The sequence below is a fragment of the Streptomyces uncialis genome, assembly GCF_001905345.1.
Classification (GTDB): Bacteria; Actinomycetota; Actinomycetes; order Streptomycetales; family Streptomycetaceae; genus Streptomyces; species Streptomyces uncialis.
Genome location: NZ_LFBV01000003.1, coordinates 371457 through 389683, shown reverse-complemented (window position 1 = coordinate 389683; position 18227 = coordinate 371457). Strand labels below are relative to the sequence as shown.

Here is an 18227-nt window from a genome sequence, read left to right as displayed (position 1 = left end):
TACGGACGTGGCCACTGGGACGCAGCCATGTGCGGGTGACGAAGAACGGGGGAGGGTGGGGAGGGTCCGTCCCCGCGGCGAACCGGCATCACCCATGAGCCGAAAGGGCTGCCGAAGGCGGGGACAGGGGGTTCAGCTTTCGCGGTGCGCCGCTGTGCCCCGGTCCGCGCGTTCGAGGATCGCCGCGATGACTTCGCTCTTCGCGTCGGCGTAGTGCTGCATGTACGTCCATGTCCGCCGTGCGAGGTCCTGCTTGGTCCGGGCGTAGAGGTCCCGTTCATCGGTATGGGTGCGCAGCCAGTCGCGGAACAGGAGCATACGGGCGATCTCGGGGCAGCCGGTGGAGAGCACATGCAGATTGGCCGACTCGGCGCCGGGGGCGGGAGCGGGCTTGCGCAGGACGCGATGCTCGTACCAGTCGGGCTCCCGGATCGCGAGCGTGTAACCGATGGCCTCCAGGGCGGGCACGTAGGCGGACTCGTCCGCCGAGTCCGGGACGATCAGCAGGATGTCGATGACCGGTTTGGCGGGCAGCCCGGGTACCGAGGTGGAACCGGTGTGCTCGACCTGGTGGGGCAGTCCGTCCAGCCCTTCGCTCATCCGGGCGGCTTCCTCCTCGAACCCCGTGGCCCATTCGGGGGTGTACTCCTTCAGTTGGACAGCGCTGTCGAGCCGAGGAGCTGTTTCGAGGTTCGCCGCTTCGATCTCCTCGTCGGTCATCGGGACACGAGGAATCTCCTGCTCGTGTCGTTCCTGATCCGTCATGGCTGTTCGTCCCGTCTCGATGGTGCGGCAACTTCACTGGATCAGAGGGTAATTGCTCCATGCGCCGCCGGCGGACGCCGCCGTTCCGGCACGCGGACCGGACCGGACCGGACGGGTCGTGCCGGTGTCCGCCGCCCCCGCCCGGCAGCGCGCGGCGGTCGGCCGGGCTGCCCGCCGCCTTGCCCCGTCCGTGCGACGGCACGGGAGTGGCTGTCCGTCGCATGTCCCCGACGGGCCACCCTTGACAGGCGGCGGGGTGGCTGGATTACTGGGCGTGGCGCACGGTGACCGAATGGTCGGTCGGGTCGTTGGCGTGGACCGTCGGTCCGGCGGGGGAGCGGCGGCCCGGGGGAGACCGGCTGCCCCGGGGCCCGGCGGGAGACACCGCGGCGCGTGGTGAAGGTACGGCGGTGACCAGGACACCGGGCACGACGACGAAGGAGTCGCGATGAGCAGCGAACCGACGGCCTCGGTGCCCCCGGGCCGCCCGTCCGGCGGCAAGCGGGGCGAGGTGATTCCTCCCGGCCTGCTGGACGACGCCGAGCGGCTGACCCGTCGGCAGCTGGAGGAACTCCAGCTCGACCGGCTGCGGTCCACGCTGCGCCACGCCTACGACAACGTCGAGCTGTACCGCGCGAAGTTCGACGAGGCCGGGACAGGGCCCGGCGACTGCCGTTCCCTCGGTGACCTGTCCCGCTTCCCCTTCACCACGAAGGCCGATCTGCGGGACACCTATCCGTTCGGGATGTTCGCCGTCCCGATGGCCGATGTCCGGCGCGTGCACGCCTCCAGCGGCACCACCGGCCGCCCCACCGTCGTGGGATACACGGACAACGACCTGTCCGTCTGGGCGGATGTGATGGCCCGTTCCATCCGGGCGGCCGGTGGCCGCCCCGGCCACAAGGCGCACATCTCCTACGGCTACGGCCTGTTCACCGGAGGTCTCGGCGCGCACTACGGGGCCGAGCGGGCCGGATGCACCGTGATCCCGGCCTCCGGCGGTATGACGGCACGCCAGGTGCGGATCATCCAGGACTTCCGGCCCGAGATCATCATGATCACCCCGTCCTACATGCTCACCTTGCTCGACGAGTTCGAGAAGCAGGGGATCGATCCGCGTACCAGCTCCCTGGAGGTGGGCATCTTCGGCGCGGAGCCGTGGACGGAGGAGATGCGCCGCGAGATCGAGGAACGCGCGGGCATCCACGCCGTCGACATATACGGTCTGTCCGAGGTGATCGGTCCCGGCGTCGCGCAGGAGTGCGTGGAGACCAAGGACGGACTGCATGTGTGGGAGGACCACTTCTACCCCGAGGTGGTCGACCCGCTCACCGGCGCGGTGCTCCCCGACGGCGAGGAAGGCGAACTCGTCCTCACCTCGCTCACCAAGGAGGCGCTGCCGGTCGTCCGCTACCGCACCCGCGACCTGACCCGGCTGCTGCCCGGCACCGCAAGGCCCGCCTTCCGCCGGATCGAGAAGATCACCGGCCGCTGCGACGACATGATCATCCTGCGCGGGGTGAACGTCTTCCCCAGCCAGATCGAGGAGATCGTGCTGCGCACCCCCGGCGTCGCACCGCACTTCCGGATCGAGCTGACCCGCCGGGACCGGATGGACCATATGACCGTCCTGGTCGAGGCGCGGCCCCAGGCCGGCCCCGGGCAGCGGGAGGCCGCCGCCCGGTCCATCGTCCAAGGGGTCAAGGACGGGGTGGGAGTCACCGTCGAGGCGCGGATCGTCCCGCCCGAGACCCTGGAACGCTCGCTCGGGAAGCTCCGCCGGGTCAAGGACCTCCGCGGGGAGTGACCGGCGCGGACGGTGTCCGGTGAGGGGCGTGACCTCCGCGGGGAGTGATTACCGGCGCCCGGATGCCGGACCTGGACCGTGCGGATGCCGGACCGCCCGCATGCCGGAGCGGCTGAGCCGGACCGCCCGGGCGCCGGACCAGCGCATGCCCCGCACCTCCCGACGGCGGCGCCGCGAACGGCCCCTACCCGGAAACGACCCGGGAACGACCGGGGCGTGCCCAGCCCGACCTGTGTAATGGAGGGAGCGAACGGGCTTGTGACGTGGTGAGCGCGGGTGACACTGTTGCCGCCATGGCGCACTCCTTTCCCTTGCCCGAACACGGGGCGGTACTGGCGGAGGTGCGGATGGTGAGACGGGCCGGGGTCGTGGGACTGCGCTCGCTCAGCACTCCCGAGCTCTCCCGGATCGTGCACCGGCCGGGTCACGCCGGGACCGCGACGGGTCCCGCCACGGTGGAGCAGTTGCTGCGGACCGCCGTCGCGGGCATCGGCGGGGGCACCTTGCAGACCGCCGCCGAGTACAGTCTCGGACTCGCCGCGGGCACCCGGGACTGGCCGGCCGCCGACCGCCGGCGCCGGGCCGCGCAGGTGTACGGGGTCAGCATCGAACGGTTCCGCAAGCACCACGAGTTGATGGTGCTGGGTCAGATCGCGGAGCGCATCCTTCTCATCGCCGCCACCGCCACCGCCACCGCGTCCGTGACCGGAACGGCCCCCGCGGACGGGCAACGCCCCGATCCCGGCGCCGTACCGGTGGCGCTCCCCGGACTCGCCGCCTCGCACCGCACGCTCCATCCGCTCGTGCACGGCCGCCGCACCACCGTGACGGTGCACACCCACTCGGTGGACCTGCTGCGGGACATCGACGTCGTGGTCTCGCCGTGCAACACCTACTTCGCGCTGCCCGCGCCCTTCAAGTCGTCGGTCGCCGCCACCCTGCGACGCGCGGGAGCACGCAAGGACCCTACGGGGGGACTCGTCGAGGACTCCGTCCACGACGAGTTGTGGGGGTGGGCCGCCCGGAACGGAATGCCGGGCCGGGCGGCCCTGCCGGGAACCGTCGCCGCCACCTCGGCCGGCGCACTGGGCGAACAGGGGATACGACGGCTGTACCACGCGGCCGTGGCCGTCCCGCGTCCCGACAGCAACGACTACGACGTCCCGCCCACGGTGGTCACCCGCTCCGTGGCCGCCGCCTTCGCCCTCCTCGCCCGGGAGGCCGACGACCATGACCCGCCGCTGCGTTCCCTCTGTCTGCCGCTCCTCGGCGCCGGTCGCGGTGGCCTCTCACCGCTGGAGAGCTTCGGTGCGCTGTGGCCCGCGGTCGAGGCGGAACTGGCGCGCGGAGCGCCGTGGGAGGTCCACTTCGTGATGCGTAGGCACGCCAACGCGGATCTTGTGGAACGACTTCTCACCGGACCGCCGAGCAGGACCCACCAGTGACCCGCCGATGACCTGCCGGTGACCCACCGATGAACGACCCACCAGTGGACAGGGAACAGGGAACGCAGTGAATCCGTATGCGGTACTCGCCGCCGCCGCCGAGCAGTGGGAGCGGATCGCCGGAGCACTCGGCCCGGCACCGCGGGAGCGGCTGGCCGCGCTGCTGGCCCGGGCGCGCCACGACGACCGGGGCCGGCACACCGGGCGGCAGCGGCACGAAGCCGCGCTGGCCGCCGTGGACCTGCTCGCCGAGCGGCTTCCCGAACTGTTCGGCGGCGAACAGCAGGCACGTCTCACCCTCACCGCGCCGCCGCCCGGCGCCGCCGCGGAGAGCGTCACCCACCTCGGCTTCACCGCCGAGGACCTGGCCGTCCTGCTGATCGACGGTCACCGGATGGTGGGCCCCCTGCTGGGCCCGGTACGCGAACGCCTGCTGGCCGCTCCCGCCCTGGACCTGGACACCGTGCTGCTGGGTGGCACCGACCCCTTCGTCCCGGCGCTGATCCGGCTGCGCGGCAGAGGAGGAGCCGTGCGGCTGCCGAGCCTCCAGTTCACCGCGGCACACCGGCCCCGGCCGATCGTGCTCGCCGTCAACGAGATCCTGGCCGCGGACCGTGACCCCTGGGGCGCGGCGGACTGGTGGCTCTCCGCCGACGCCCGGCTCGACGCCCGTCCCGAGACGCTCATCGGGACCGCCGACGAGCAGCAACTCCTGGACACCGTACGAATGTTGGCAGAGCAGGAGTAGCCGTGCCGAGATACCGCCCGCCCGCCGGCTTGTCCGGGGCCCCCACCGAGGTCCAGCTGGCCGCCGGTACGCGGCTGTACCGGGTGCACGCCGCACACCGGGCCCCGGAGGGCTTCAACCCGGTCCCCGCGCACTGTCTGTACGGGGGCGGCCGCTTCGACTCCACCGCCTGCGACCGGTACGGATACCTCTACGCGGGGCTCGCGGCGGCCACCGCCGTCTGCGAGACCCTGCTGCGTGGCATACCGTTCGACCCGTCGGGCGCTCCGCGGCTCGTCCCCCGTGTCGCGGTCGCGGGCCGACGGCTCTCCACCCTGCTGCTGACCACCGATGTCACCCTGATCTCCCTGACCACGGCCCAGGACCTGGCAGCCGTCCACCAGGACAGCTGGCTCGTCCAGACGGAGGCCCACGAGTACCCGTACACCCGCGACTGGGCCCACTGGATCCGCCACCACACCGGCCCCGGTGCCCAAGGGCTGCTCTGGTCCTCGAAGCGGGAACCCGGTGAGCGCACGGTGATCCTCTTCGAGGACCGCTGCCCGCCGGACGTGCTGAAGGCGGCGGCCGGTGACCCGGTGGACTTCGGTACACCGCACGGCGAGCAGTGGCTCAACTCCGTGCTCCAGCCCTACCATGTCCAACTCCCCCCGGCCGACGGCCGTCCCTGAAAGCCGGGAGGCGCCCCGATGTCCCAAAAGAACGCGATCGCCCACGCCACGGCCGCGGAAGCCGCGTACCGGAGCTACTGCGAGACCTTCGACCCCGCGCTGCTCGTCCGGGCGACCGAGGAGTTCGAGGAGGCCTTCGAGGAACCGGGCGACGACGGGCCCTGGCCCGTGTGGCGCGTCATGTTCGGCCATCTGCGCTGCTTCCAGTACGACGAACAGCCCACGGCACCGCTGCTGCGCCACACCTGGAACCTGCTCAGCGAGGGCCTCGACGCACTCCCGGACGACGACGGGGAACAGGACGGGGCCCGTACGGTCGCACACCTCCTGCTGGCGAACGCCGCACGGCTCCGCTACGAGGCGGGCCGGGGGAGGAGCGTCGAGGAACGCACGGCGCTGCTCGACGAAGCGCTCCGGCGGCACACCGAGGCCGAACCATGGGCGCGGACCCCGCAGGAGGACCCGTCCAGTGAGCCCGGCACCCTGCTCGCACTCCACCAGGGCCAGGGCTGTCTCTTCCTGGAACGTCACCGGATGACGGCCGATGTCAGGGCGGCGCGGAGCGCGGTCACCCACTACCGGGCCGCGCTGAGCATGCCACCGCCGACGGAGGAACTGGCCCTCAGCTGGTACGGACTGGGCCTCGCCCTGTTCGCGGCCGGATCGACCGCCCAGGACCGCGCCGAACTGGAAGCGGCACAGCAGGCGTTGGAGAAAGCGTTCGCCCTGGCCCGGGACACCGGAGCGGACACCGGGACATGGGCCTGGGAAGCGGAGATCCGGATCGCCGCCGTGCACTGCTGCGTCTATCTGATCTGGAAGGACCAGACGCACGGCGAGGCCGCGATGGCGGACGTGGGCAGGCTGCTGGCGGAGCCGGGCACGGAGGACCGGCTGGAACCCTTCTTCCTGCACGCCTTCGCGAGCGTGCTCTTCGAAAGAGCGGGCAGGGAGACCGACGGCGAGCAGCAGGACCGGGCCATAGCCATGGTGCGGCGGCTGGTACGGGAGACGCCACCCGGCCGTGATCCGGCCAAGCCCCAGCGGCTGTTGGTGCTGGCCGCCTTCCAGCAGATCCGCTACTACCGCGACCAGGACCCGGAACGGGCCAGGGAGACGGGACGCGCGGCGACCCTGGCACTGGCGGAGGAGCCGGAGGACCCTGAGACGGCCGACCTGGCGGAACAGCTCCAGGTCTGGGCCCGGACGATGCTGGAGCACCGCGGACAGCTGACGCCTCAGGACGAGACGGCCATCGGCGCCCTCAGCGACGAGCGGGCCAGAGCTCTCATGGCCGAATGGGCGGAGAAGGCCGAGAACGGGACGGCCCGCCCGTTCTTCGGCGACGCGCACCCCGACCTTCCCGGGATGTTCGCGGGACTGCTGGGACAGCAGCGCAGGGAAGACGACTTCGCCCTGCTCTACGCGTCCTGGTGCGAGATGGAGCAGGGCGGCCGGGACCGCGCGCAAGCCGCGGCGCAACTGCTGAACGCGGCGCTCATCGCGGACCCTGACGCGGCAATGGTCAGCGAGGAGCAGCGCGACACGCTCATCGAGGCGATCCTGGAGACGGACAAGGACGACCCTGTCTGGCAGCGCTACGCACACCGGATCGTGGGCTTCGTGCTGCTCCAGTACGAGCGGCGGGGCCGTGGGCGGGGGATGGACGAGGTCGTCGCCCATCTGGAGCTGGCCGGGCTGGGCGGACCGGCCTCCGGCGAAGCGGACAACTACACGGACGAGCTCATCGGTCTGGTGGCCCGGCTGCACCGGGGTCAGGAGGACGGCTCCGCCGACGACCTGGAGGCGGTGGGCGAGATCCATCGGAGACTGCTGGACAACCGCGCTCTGGCACCGCACCTGGCGACGCTGATCGAGACCGGGCACCTGTACCTCCAGGTGCGGGAAGCGGTTCGGCGCGCGGACCTCCCGGCGGTGGACCGGTGCGTCGCGCGGACCGCCGCCCTCCGTGCCGGGCTGGCACCGGACGATCCCGCCCGGGCGGAGATCTGGGTGCATCTCACCGGCATGATCCTGAGACGTGAGGGACTCGCCTTGCGCCTCGGCGCCGCGCCCTCGACGCTGCCCGACCCGCCCACCGTCGAGGAACTCCGCCGGTCCACTCTCTCCTTCCCTCCCGGTCACCGTGCCTGGATCCTGGGCGACAGCGCTGTGGGCCGTATGGCCTTCGCCGTGCGGGACGAGGACGTGGAGGCGCTCGCCGAGGCGCGGGAGCTGATCGAGGAGGCACGTGAGCTGTCCCGGTCCGATCCGCCGTCGTACCTGCGGTACACCGGTCTGCTGGCCGCCGCCCACGACGCCCTGGCCCGTCTGCTCCGCGTCCCCGCCGAGCGGGACGAGCACCTGGAGCTGGCGATCGGCCTCTACGAGGAGTGCCACGCGGCCACCGGCGGGCCCGAGCACCGGCTGCGGCCCTCCGCCGCGCTCGGGCTGGCCCGCGCCTACCGGGAGCGGGCCTCCCGCCGGCCTCGCACGGCTGCCCAGGACCGGCCCAGGGCCCTGGCCCTGGGCCTCGACGGGCTGCGCGGTTACGCCTGGGCCGCGCTCCTCCAGTCCGCCACGGTCCATGCCGCCGAGGCCGTCGCCGAGGCCACCGCCGAAGCACTCGAAGTCGCCTCGTGGGCACTGCGGGAAGGCGCCCTCGAATCCGCCGTCGAAGCGCTGGAAGCCTGCCGGGGACTCGCCCTGCACGCCGCCACCACCTCCAGGACCGTGCCGCAGCGGCTGGCCGCCGCCGGTCTCGGCGAACTGGCCGACGAATGGCGCGCGGCCGGAACCGGGGCGGGCGGCACGGGCGCGTTCCGAAGCGGCGGCGAGGGGGACATCCCCAGCGCGCTGCGCCGCCGCGTGCTCACCGCGCTGCGGGCGGACGCGACCGACTCCGGTGACCGGCTCCTCGACCCGCCCGGCATCGCCGCCGTCGCCGAAGCGCTGCGCACCCTCGGCCGGGACGCGCTGGTCTACCTGGTGCCCACGTCGGACGAGGGAAGCGGCTCGGCCGTCGTGGTCACCGCCGGCGGTGAGACGCACGTCCTGCCGCTGCCCGCACTCGACGAACAGGCCGGTCCGCTCGCGCAGTACGCCCCGGTCCCCGGTGGCGGCCGGGACCTGGGACCGGTGCCCGGTGCACCGGGCGGCCCCGGCCCTGCGGCCGGCCGGCCATCCGGCGGTCCCGAACTGCGTCGGCAGCTCGACCGGTTGTGCGGCTGGGCGTGGTACGCCGCCATGAGACCGCTGCTCGACGCCTTCAGCGCACCCGGCCGCCCGGACCGCGTCCCGAGGCTCGTCCTCGTCCCGATGGGAAAGCTCGGGCTCGTCCCCTGGCACGCCGCGTACCGCCCGGCCGCCGGGGGCCGCCGCCGCTACGCGCTTCAGGACGCGGACCTCTCGTACGCCGCGTCCGCCCGGTTGCTCTGCGAGGTCGCCGCCCGACCCGCCGCCGCACGGGCGGGAGACGCCCTGGTCGTCGGTGACCCGACCGGGGACCTGGTGTACGCGGGGGAGGAGGCGGACGCCGTCCAGCGCCTGTTCTACCCGGACGGAACGTTCGTGGGGCGGCGCCGCGGCGGGGCGGCGGAAGGTGCCGGGACGCCGGACGAGGTGCTCGACTGGCTGCGGGGGAGCGGCAGCCGGGACGGGGTACTGCATCTGGCCTGCCATGCCTCGGTCACCGACAACGCCCGGCGCAGCGCGGGGCTCTCCCTGCACGGCGGCGACCTGTTCGCCGAGGACCTCACCGCGGCGGGAGGCGGCACGGGCTCCGCCGGTCCCGCCCTGGTGCTGCTGGCCGCGTGCCGCAGCAATGTCTCGGGGCACGGGGACAACGAGGCGTTCACGCTGGCGACCGCGTTCCTGGTGGCGGGCGCCCGCTCGGTGGTGGGCTCCCTGTGGCCGGTCCCGGACGAGGCGACCTCGGTGCTGATGCTCCTGACCCACTACTTCCTCAGCCGTGAACAGGAGCCTCCGGCAAGGGCGTTGCGACGGGCCCAGCTGTGGATGCTGGGGCTGGACCGGCAGCCGCCCGGCAGCCTCCCCGATGAGCTGGCCGCGCGGGCGGCGCGGGTCGATCCGGACGACCTGAGCGCGTGGGCGGGGTTCACGCACCTGGGCCGCTGACGGCGCGTCAGGCGACGTTCGCCCGACTGACCATGTCACGGAGGCGAACGTCGTCACACCCTCGTGGCCCGCACATCCACAGGGCCGCCCCGACTTCGCGAGCGCCCCGGGGCTCAGCCTTGGGTGTCCGTATTCCCGGCCGGTTCCCGCTGGTCGGCGGTGCTGGGATTCTTCGTGCCCGCCTTCCTCGACGCCATCACGCTGGTGACCGTGGTGATGGCCAGCACACCGCCGATGACGGCCAGGGAGACCGGGGTGGAGATCTCCGGCACATGCAGGCTCGTCGTTTCGTGGACACCGTGCAGGACCAGCTTCACGCCGATGAAACCGAGGATGGCCGACAGCCCGTACGACAGGTGGACCAGCTTCTTCAGCAGCCCGACGATGAGGAAGTACAGCTGCCGCAGGCCCATCAGTGCGAAGGCGTTCGCCGTGAACACGATGTACGGATCCTGGGTCAGTCCGAAGATCGCCGGGATGGAGTCCACCGCGAAGAGCAGATCCGTGAGGCCGATCGCCACCATGACGATCAGCATCGGCGTGGCGAGCTTCTTGCCGTTCTCGCGGACGAACATCCGCGTGCCGTGCCACTCGGAGGTGGAAGGTACCCGTCGCTGAACAGCCTTGAGCAGACGGCCCTCCTCCCAGTCGTCGTCGTCCTCGTCCGTGCGCGCCTCCTGGATGAACTTCCAGGCGGTGTAGATGAGGAAGGCGCCGAAGAGGTAGAAGACCCAGGCGAACTGGTTGATCGCGGCGGCGCCCAGGGCGATGAAGACCGCGCGCAGCGCCAGCGCGAGCAGCACACCGATCATCAGCACGCGCTGCTGATAGATCGTGGGGACCGAGAACTTCGCCATGATCAGCACGAACACGAACAGATTGTCGACGCTGAGCGATTTCTCGGTGATGTAGCCCGCGAAGAACTCACCGGACGCCTGTCCGTGACCCAGGACGGCCAGTCCGGTACCGAAGAGCACGGCGAGGGCGAGCCAGACGATCGACCAGGTGCCCGCCTCCTTCATCGAGACTTCGTGTGGTTTGCGCCCGCCGATGAAGAAATCGGCCGCGATGAGTATCAGCAGTGTGGCGACTGTGATTACCCACATGGTCATCGAGGCGTCCAACTCTTTTCCCTCCCGTAGCTGTAGCGCGAACCGACAACAGTACTGGGTAGGCCAAGAGTTGGTATGGCGGGAGTAAACCGGCGTGCGAAGCACCCGATTTCAAGGGCCATTGACGGCCGCCGTCGCACGGTCATGGGGCGCGGGTGAGCACGCAAGCCGCGATCGCCGGTCGGTGTCAGGGAGTCGGCACGACGGTGCGCAGCGCGAGGGTACGTGTCGTCCAGTGGCCGTACGGTCGGGTGTTGACCGCCGTCAGGTCCCTCGTACCCGGCTGCGGCGGGGCCTGCGAGAAGCGCAGGACACCGTCACGGCCGTCCGGGGCGGACATCCGGGAGCCCGCCGACCCGGCTGCCCAGGCCGGGAGATGGAACGGCACCGTGTTGAGCTCGCACTCGGCGACGATCAGCTTGAGCCAGTCCCGCGCCTCCGCCCCCGGCACCGGAGGGCGGCCCACGGGCAGGGAGAACCGTACGGGCTCCCCGTCCAGGGCGTGCCCGGTGTGCCCCGGGGCGATGAAGTGCCCCGGGTAGAGCGTCGAATGGCCGGCGTATCCGTCCGTCAGGTCGAGCAGCAGACACCACAGGGTCCGGTCCGGTGAGCGGTTGTGCAGCCGTACGGACAGCAGCGGTGGCTGTGGCGCGTCACCACGGCCGGCGGCCGGCGGCGTGTACGCGCAGACGATCTCCCCGCTGCCGTCCGGGACGAGGAGCCGGTCGGACGGTGCTCCCCAGGGGCCGACCTCGACCCGCACCAGCCCGTCGAGCGGCGAGGGGCGTGGCGTCAGGTCCCGGAGCCGGTGCCAGCGCGTCAGATGGGTCAGACAGTCGACGATCCGCCGTACGTCCCCGGGCGCGGACAGCGGCAACGGAGCGACGAAACGGCTGCCGTCGCGGCGCAGGACATGTACGGCGCTTCCCCGTACCTCCAGGCGGAAGTGCAGATCGCCCGCGTCCCGGGGGTCGGGGACCGACCGCAGGAGCGGCGAGGGGCCACCGCCGGGCCCGGCCGTGGCGAGCGCCCGTGCCAGGGCGTCTTCGAAGCCGCCCGGTGGACCCGAGGCCGGGGCGTCCGCCGGGACGACGGTGACCGTCGCGGCGGGCAGGTTCAGCGCGGTGAGAGCCACCGGGTAGACCTGCCCGGGAGCCGGGGCCCAGCCCACCGGATCGACCAGGGTACGGTCCGCCAGCACGGTACGCGCGGTGAGGAGCCTGCCGGGTCGGGAGTTCCCCGACGCCGGGCCGCCCCCGGTGCGGGTGGGCCCGGGCCCGGCGGGCACGTCCCCCGTCGCCGCGTCCGGCCCCGACCGCTCCGCCTCCGCCGGACCCCCGTCCGCCACGGCGCGATCCACCACGGCGAACTCCGCTGCGGCGGCCCCCGCCGCGGCACCCTCGCCCAGCCCGTGCCCGGCCCCGCAGTCGACCTCCCAGCCCGCCGCCCCGTGGCGCAGCAGATGCGCGCCGTCCGCCCTCGCGACGCCGTCCGTCAGGAACGGCAGATCGGCCACCCCGCCCGGCCCGGGGGGAAAGAGGACCGGCTGCTGGAGGCCACCCGAACACTGCACCCGGGCGTCGGCGGCGGACAGCACCTCCCGGTAGGTGAGGCCCGGCGGCGCCTCCCGGACCACGCCGAGCACCGCGTGCGTGAACACCCCGTGCCGACGCCCGTCGAAGAAGGCCTCGTGGGCCGGCTGGTACGCGCGGCTCGCCGCCAGCAGCAGCACCTCACCCCGGCCCGGCGGCCCGGCCGGACGAGACGGGACCGCCTCGCGCGCCGACACGGGTGCCGCAGAGGCCCATTCGTCCCGCGCGGGCGCGAACCGGGCCGTCAGCCCCGTGTCACGGGTCGCCCCGCCGGCGAAGCAGCAGTCGAGGACCGCCACCACATGGGCGCCGCGTGCGGCGACCCCGTCGAGAAGTGCCCGCAGCCGTTTGTCCGGCAGCGGACCGTCCGCGCAGACCAGGGCCTGATTGTGTCCCGTCGCCTCGATCAGCAGATCCGCCCCGTGGGCCCGCGCCTCGGTGCCGTGCCCGGAGAACCAGAACAACGCGGTGTCCCCGGGCCCCGCTTCACCCAGCCCATCACGGATGCCGTGCTCGACCGCTTCGACGGTCGCCTCCCGGTCGAGCAGCACCCGCGGGCCCGGCACCGGCACCCGCCCCGCCAGCAGACGACGGACCCCGGCGATGTCGTTGAGACATCCGCCCAACCGCGGTGCCACCCCCGCCGGGTAGTCGTCGATGCCCACCAGGAGGGAATGAATCGTCGTCATACCGGAGAGTCTGTCAGCCCTCCCGCTCGACGAGCGGCGCACCCTTGGGCGTCAACTGGCCCTGTCCTGGGCGCATATAGGGTGGACGTACCGTGATGCGCCGATCCGGCGGCACGATGGAACCGGGCTCACTATCCTACGGTTCCGATCCGCGGGCCCGGCCGACGACGGCCGCACGACCGGCCCGCGCCGTGACCACGCGGTCCGGGACGAGACGGGGGACACACATGGGATTCGTGGAGCGACGACGACGGCTCGACACCGTCGGCGCACCGGAGGTACCGAGCGCCCTGCACGGGGCACCGCAGTCGGGGCAGGCCACCCCGCACGGCCGCTTCCTGCCGCGCTCACGCCTGCTGCGCGACGCCATGGCCGCGCTCGACAGCGGGATCGACGAGGCACAGGCCCGCCGCGTCATCGACGACATCCGTCAGGAGTACGCCTCCGCCCACGGCGGCGTGCCGCTCGGCTTCCTCGCCCACTGCTATCTCGGCCCGCCGTTCGTCGATCACCAACTGGATCTCGACCACGCGGTCGTGCGGCACTTCGCACCCGCCGACACGGTCCCCGAGCCCTACGCCGACGCCCGGATGCTGGCCCGTTCCGAGGCCTACGCGTACATCGAGATCCACAGCGACGGACTGGCCATACCGGTACTCAAGGACGGCAGCGTCGTCCGTCCCTGACGGACCAGGGCACACGCATGATCGGAGAATCCGTATGAACGACGTCGACTACACCCTCCGCCACCAAGTGCGGCAGGTCGACGCACAGGTCAACGCGCTGCGCGAGCACGTCAACATCGTGGCGGGACAGGTCGAGAACGTCCGGGCCGGCCAGGAGGCGGCCCGCAGTGAACTCCAGCAACTGCGGGACGACTTCAAGGAGTACGTACACACGGCCGAGCTGAACGCCCGGATCCAGCGGGCGGAGACCCGGATCGGCGTCGTCCAGGACCAGGTCGACCATGAGTTCGGCCACTACAAGCAGGTCAGACGCACGGCGACCGGCATCCTCCAGGCCTTCGACGTCGGTCTGGTGACCGAGGACACCGTACGTTCCGTCAGCGAACAGCTGATGATCCAGACCCCGCGCTACTGGCTCGCACCCGCCCTCGTCGCCCTGGCCTCCTGGTCGGCGGACGACCCGCGGCTGTGCGAGCGCGGTGTCGAGGAGGCGTACCGCCGCTCGCCGGACCGCACCTCGCTCTTCTTCGCGCTGGTGCTCCGCCGCCAGGACCGCGCCGACGGTTCGGTGCGCTGGCTGCGGCACTACCTTCAGGCACAGGATCCGCACGCGCTGGGCCGGGAGTTCACCGTCATCCTGGAGGCGGTCGCCCACGGGGCCTTCGGGGCCGCGGGCCGCGATGTGCTCGCCGCGGTGCTGACCCGGTGGAACGCGATGATGGCGGACGAGGTCGAGTACCGGGAGACGCAGGACGCGCAGACCCGGCGCTGGCGCGCGGAGGTCGACTCGCTGCGGGCACCGTCCGCGGCCCGGGAGTTCCCCCAGCTGGCGGCGTTCTCCCCGCAGTGGAGCATCCTCGACGGGGTACTGTCCTGGGCGCGCACCCAGCAACTGTTCCTCGACAAGTACCGAAGCATCCTCGGCCACGAGGCCGCGCTCGCGGCGCGTCTGGAGGACACCGTCGACGACCTCCTCGACCTGCTCGTGTCGGAGTACGACGACGAAGAGCTTCCGCTGCGCCGGGAACTCGCCCTCAACCGGGCCGTCGTCACCCACCGGGGCGACACAGCCGCCGCCGATGCCGCGGTCAAGGCCGACGAGGCCTCCTACGGCATCACCCTGGACCTCCTGACGCTCCAGACGACCGCCGCGCTCAGCCCCGCGGCGATCGGCGTCTCGGAGGGAACGAGGAAGCTGGCCGTCGGCGCCTGCCGGGAATGGCTCTTCCGGGCCCACACCCAGTTCACCCGGGACTACCGGGCCGCCGTCCCGCAGGATGTGCAGATCCGGTTCAACACGGACCACACCGTCGGCGCGCAGAACTTCAGACTGCCCCTGTGGACCGGTTCGTTCCTCAGGCCGCTGGCGGAACTGGAGCAGTCGCTCACCGCTCACTGGGGCCGCCACAGCGCGGCCTACATCGATTCACTCGGCTACCCCCTGCTGCGGAAGTCCGTGCCCGCGGTGGCCGTGGTCGCCGCCGTGATGCTGGGCGTGAGCCTGGTCAGTGTCCTCGCGGCCCTCGTCTGCGGGGCCGTCGTCGGCCTGGGATGGGGGCTGCGGATACGTCAGCGCTCGCGGGCCGCCGCGCGACTCCAGCAGCAGGCCCGGGCACTGCTCGGACAGGCCACGGCCGAATCGCTGCTCCGGCTGCGTGCCGCCGCGGCCGAACTGGCCGACTGGTACTCGGGATTCAAGAAGGCCGACGAGGTGGAGACGGCCTGCGCCGAACTGATCGCCTCGCTCGGGACCACGACGGACAACGGGTCACCGTTCGGGGGACGTTCCGTCCAGGGAGAGGGCACACCGGCATGACGAGCGACGACGCGACGACAGCGGCACACGATGACGGTGCCGACCGGCAGCCGCCATGGGCCGGACCGGGCCCGCAGGGCGGCGTCCCGTGGGCGACGCCCACCGCCGCCCGCCGACCGGGCGACCGTCCCACCCAGCGGCGGCGCCGCGTGGTCGAGGGGCTGCCGGACTGGGAACCGACGCCACCCGGCGAGATCCTGCTGCGCCGGCCCGGCACAGGGGAGGGGACGTGAGCGGGTTCTGGGGCGACGGAGGGCCCTACGCGTCCTGGACGCGGGCACTGCACGCCTGGGCGCGGCACGAGCCCGCCGACCTGGCGGCACTGCCCCGGCTGAAGCGCGACCAGTTCGACGCGGACACCTGGGAACGGCTCACCCGCCATGTCCTGGACGCCCTCGACACACGGCTCACGGAATGGTCACGCCGGTTCGCCCTCGCCTTCGGGGAAGCCCCCGACGAGTTCTCCGCCGGGCGGGAACTCACCCAGGCCAGAGTCGGGCTGCGGTCCCTCCGCGACCTGGCGGACCACCCCGGGCTGCCCGACGACCTGCGCACCCGGCTGGGCGAACTGATGGACCAGCACATCCGCTCACTGCAAACCCAGATGGAGCACGCGGTCAGCGAACTCGCCCGCTCCGGGACCGATCCGCACTGGGTGGACCAACGGCTGCGGACCCTGCGCGACAACGCGTTCACCTCGGTCCTCGACGCCCCGCCCGACCCGCCCGCCGAACCGCCGGCCCCGTTCGCACGGCTCCGCCGCCGCCTGCGGTTCCCCCGCAGCGGAGACGGACGGGAACCGGCACGGACAACCGGAGTCGCGCGACCCTCCCCGCCCGCGGCCGGTGATCCCCCCGCGGACCACTGGTCGACGGCCCCGGCCACCGCACCGAAGCGCCGCATCGTGCCCGACTGACCGGCAACGTCCCGGCGACTCCCACACATTGGATGCCGCCACCCGCGCACGGGAGCGCCTTCCGCGCACGGGACGACAACCCGGCCCACGGGACGACGATCCCGCGCACCGGACGACTTTCCCGCGCACGGGACGACGACTCCACGCACGCGCCCCGCCGGACGGCGCGCCGCACTCTCCCCTTTCCTTTCCCTCACCCTCCGAAGGCCGGTATGCCGAACTACGCCGACAGCCTGCGTCACCTCGACAGCTATGTCTCCGCCCGGGTACCCGTCATCGCGCTCCGCACCATCGAGCAGCAGCGCGCCCTGCGGCTGCTCCGCGAGGCGGCGGGGCGGCCGAGCCGCAGCGGGATGCCGTTCTGGATCTACACCAGGGCGACCGGGCTGCGGGACCTCCGCACCCACGCGGCCGTCCACGACGACCGGTCGCTGACCGGCGCCATGGAGTTCGCCGCCTCCCAGTTCGCCGCACGGGCCAACGCCACCGTGATCCTCGTCGACCCGCACGATGTCGCCTCGGACACACCGGCGGTCCGCCATATCGCCGAACTGGCGCGGCTCGCGGAGAACAACATGGGCAGCGTGGTCCTGGTGTCCGACACCCCGGTGTGGAGCGGGCTCCAGCGGCTGGGGATGGGACTGATGCTCGATCTGCCCGACGCGGAGGAGATGTACGGAATCCTCAGCGGCTTCCTCACCGACCACCGGGGCCGCTTCCCCATCGAGTGGGACGAGGACGACGCCCGTCGCGCCGCCGAGTTCCTCTCGGGCGCCACCGAGTCCGAGTGCGTCAACCTCATGGCCACCGTCGCGGCGAAGGGCTCCGTGAAGAAGGAGGACGTACTCGCCCTGGCCCAGGCGAAGGATCGGATCTTCAGCGACATCACCGGGCTCGAACGCATCCACCTCAAGGACGCCGACTACCAGGTCGGCGGGCTGACCAGCCTCCGGACCTGGCTGCGGCGGCGGAACCAGCTGATCCACTCCGATCTGCGCCATTCCCATCTGCGCCCGCCACGCGGGGTACTGCTGGTGGGGGTGCCCGGCTGCGGCAAGTCGTTGTCGGCCAAGGCGGTCGCGCAGGAGTGGCAGCTCCCCCTCTACCGGCTGGACATGGCGAGCATCCACGGAAAGTACTGGGGCGAGTCCGAGGGCAATATGCGGGCCGCGCTGGAGACCGCCGACCGGGTGGCGCCGTGTGTGCTGTGGATCGACGAGATCGAGAAGGGACTGGCCGGTGGCGCCGGAGAGGTGACAGGGGTGGGCCAGCGGGTCATCGGCCACTTCCTGTTCTGGCTCCAGGAGTCGCAGTCGCGGTCGTTCGTCGTGGCGACCGCCAACGATGTGCGCAGTCTGCCGCCCGAGCTGCTGCGCAAAGGCCGCTTCGACGAGCTGTTCTTTGTGGACCTGCCCGACCCCGAGGACCGCAAGGAGATCATCACGCTGTACTTCGGCCGCTATCTGGGCAAGGACCCGGAGCCCGCCGAACTGGACCGGCTGGTCGATCTGTCCGAGGGCTTCGCCGGTTCCGACATCGAATCCGCCCTGCACGACGTCGGCGCCGAGGCACTGCTGGACGGCGGGGTGGAGAACCTGAGGCCGTCCTTCGTACAGGACACCTTCGCCAACACGGTCCCGATGATCAGGGTCAACCCGGAGCGGATCGAGGAGATCCGCGCCTGGGGCCGGGAGCGCGCGGTACCCGCCGGACGCTCGTCCCTCTCCTCGGCCCCGGGAGCCACGACCCCGGGCCGCCGCATCCTTCTGATGGGTGACTGAACCGGACCGGTACGCGGCCGGGGGGAGTGGCGGTGCCGCCGGACGGGTGGGGCTTGACCCTC

Annotated in this window: 13 protein-coding genes; 10 read left to right on the top strand and 3 right to left on the bottom strand. The window is 72.2% G+C overall.

Annotation, left to right across the window (positions count from 1 at the left end):
- Positions 1-132: 132 nt before the first annotated feature.
- Positions 133-765 carry a GrpB family protein gene (locus AB852_RS15670; protein ID WP_073788511.1) on the bottom strand — a complete coding sequence of 211 codons (633 nt, stop codon included), beginning with the start codon at positions 763-765 and terminating at the stop codon, positions 133-135.
- A gap of 448 nt (positions 766-1213) precedes the next feature.
- Here AB852_RS15670 and paaK point away from each other — a divergent pair, with 448 nt between their 5' ends.
- The 5 genes from paaK (at position 1214) to AB852_RS39770 (ending at position 9573) form a co-directional block, all read left to right on the top strand.
- Entirely contained in the window at positions 1214-2572 is a 1359-nt protein-coding gene (gene paaK / locus AB852_RS15665; protein ID WP_073788509.1) for a phenylacetate--CoA ligase PaaK, read from the top strand.
- A gap of 293 nt (positions 2573-2865) precedes the next feature.
- Positions 2866-4017, top strand: a complete 1152-nt coding sequence (locus tag AB852_RS15660; RefSeq protein ID WP_073788507.1) for a macro domain-containing protein — start codon at positions 2866-2868, stop codon at positions 4015-4017.
- A gap of 67 nt (positions 4018-4084) precedes the next feature.
- Positions 4085-4765 (top strand): hypothetical protein, encoded by a 681-nt coding sequence (locus AB852_RS15655; protein ID WP_073788504.1) that lies wholly within the window; start codon positions 4085-4087, stop codon positions 4763-4765.
- A gap of 2 nt (positions 4766-4767) precedes the next feature.
- Positions 4768-5436: an RES family NAD+ phosphorylase gene (locus AB852_RS15650; RefSeq protein WP_073788502.1), complete on the top strand. Its 669-nt coding sequence runs from the start codon at positions 4768-4770 to the stop codon at positions 5434-5436.
- Positions 5437-5454: 18 nt separating this feature from the next.
- Positions 5455-9573, top strand: coding sequence for a CHAT domain-containing protein (locus AB852_RS39770; RefSeq protein WP_073788500.1), 4119 nt, complete (start codon positions 5455-5457; stop codon positions 9571-9573).
- Between the two features lie 113 nt (positions 9574-9686).
- On the opposite strand, the gene AB852_RS15640 is transcribed toward AB852_RS39770, so the two are convergent.
- Positions 9687-10697 (bottom strand): TerC family protein, encoded by a 1011-nt coding sequence (locus AB852_RS15640; protein ID WP_073788498.1) that lies wholly within the window; start codon positions 10695-10697, stop codon positions 9687-9689.
- A gap of 175 nt (positions 10698-10872) precedes the next feature.
- Positions 10873-12966 carry a caspase family protein gene (locus AB852_RS40790; protein ID WP_073788496.1) on the bottom strand — a complete coding sequence of 698 codons (2094 nt, stop codon included), beginning with the start codon at positions 12964-12966 and terminating at the stop codon, positions 10873-10875.
- A 227-nt stretch (positions 12967-13193) separates the two neighbouring features.
- Here AB852_RS40790 and AB852_RS15630 point away from each other — a divergent pair, with 227 nt between their 5' ends.
- The 5 genes from AB852_RS15630 (at position 13194) to AB852_RS15610 (ending at position 18165) form a co-directional block, all read left to right on the top strand.
- Positions 13194-13652 (top strand): hypothetical protein, encoded by a 459-nt coding sequence (locus tag AB852_RS15630; protein WP_073788494.1) that lies wholly within the window; start codon positions 13194-13196, stop codon positions 13650-13652.
- Positions 13653-13686: 34 nt separating this feature from the next.
- Positions 13687-15468: a hypothetical protein gene (locus AB852_RS39230; protein WP_073788491.1), complete on the top strand. Its 1782-nt coding sequence runs from the start codon at positions 13687-13689 to the stop codon at positions 15466-15468.
- Positions 15465-15701: a hypothetical protein gene (locus AB852_RS38620; protein WP_073788488.1), complete on the top strand. Its 237-nt coding sequence runs from the start codon at positions 15465-15467 to the stop codon at positions 15699-15701. The genes AB852_RS39230 and AB852_RS38620 overlap by 4 nt, the downstream gene beginning before the upstream one ends.
- On the top strand, positions 15698-16384 hold the full coding sequence (locus AB852_RS41350) for a hypothetical protein (RefSeq protein ID WP_073788486.1): 687 nt from the start codon (positions 15698-15700) through the stop codon (positions 16382-16384). The genes AB852_RS38620 and AB852_RS41350 overlap by 4 nt, the downstream gene beginning before the upstream one ends.
- Positions 16385-16596: 212 nt before the next feature.
- The gene (locus AB852_RS15610) at positions 16597-18165 is read left to right on the top strand and encodes an AAA family ATPase (RefSeq protein WP_073788484.1); all 1569 of its coding nucleotides are present in this window, start codon (positions 16597-16599) and stop codon (positions 18163-18165) included.
- Positions 18166-18227: the final 62 nt, after the last annotated feature.

Excerpts from the sequence above, each read along its gene's own strand:
- AB852_RS15670 (WP_073788511.1), bottom strand. The coding sequence starts at position 765 with ATGACGGATCAGGAACGACACGAGCAGGAGATTCCTCGTGTCCCGATG.
- paaK (WP_073788509.1), top strand. The coding sequence starts at position 1,214 with ATGAGCAGCGAACCGACGGCCTCGGTGCCCCCGGGCCGCCCGTCCGGC.
- AB852_RS15660 (WP_073788507.1), top strand. The coding sequence starts at position 2,866 with ATGGCGCACTCCTTTCCCTTGCCCGAACACGGGGCGGTACTGGCGGAG.
- AB852_RS39770 (WP_073788500.1), top strand. The coding sequence starts at position 5,455 with ATGTCCCAAAAGAACGCGATCGCCCACGCCACGGCCGCGGAAGCCGCG.
- AB852_RS40790 (WP_073788496.1), bottom strand. The coding sequence starts at position 12,966 with ATGACGACGATTCATTCCCTCCTGGTGGGCATCGACGACTACCCGGCG.
- AB852_RS15630 (WP_073788494.1), top strand. The coding sequence starts at position 13,194 with ATGGGATTCGTGGAGCGACGACGACGGCTCGACACCGTCGGCGCACCG.
- AB852_RS39230 (WP_073788491.1), top strand. The coding sequence starts at position 13,687 with ATGAACGACGTCGACTACACCCTCCGCCACCAAGTGCGGCAGGTCGAC.
- AB852_RS38620 (WP_073788488.1), top strand. The coding sequence starts at position 15,465 with ATGACGAGCGACGACGCGACGACAGCGGCACACGATGACGGTGCCGAC.
- AB852_RS15610 (WP_073788484.1), top strand. The coding sequence starts at position 16,597 with ATGCCGAACTACGCCGACAGCCTGCGTCACCTCGACAGCTATGTCTCC.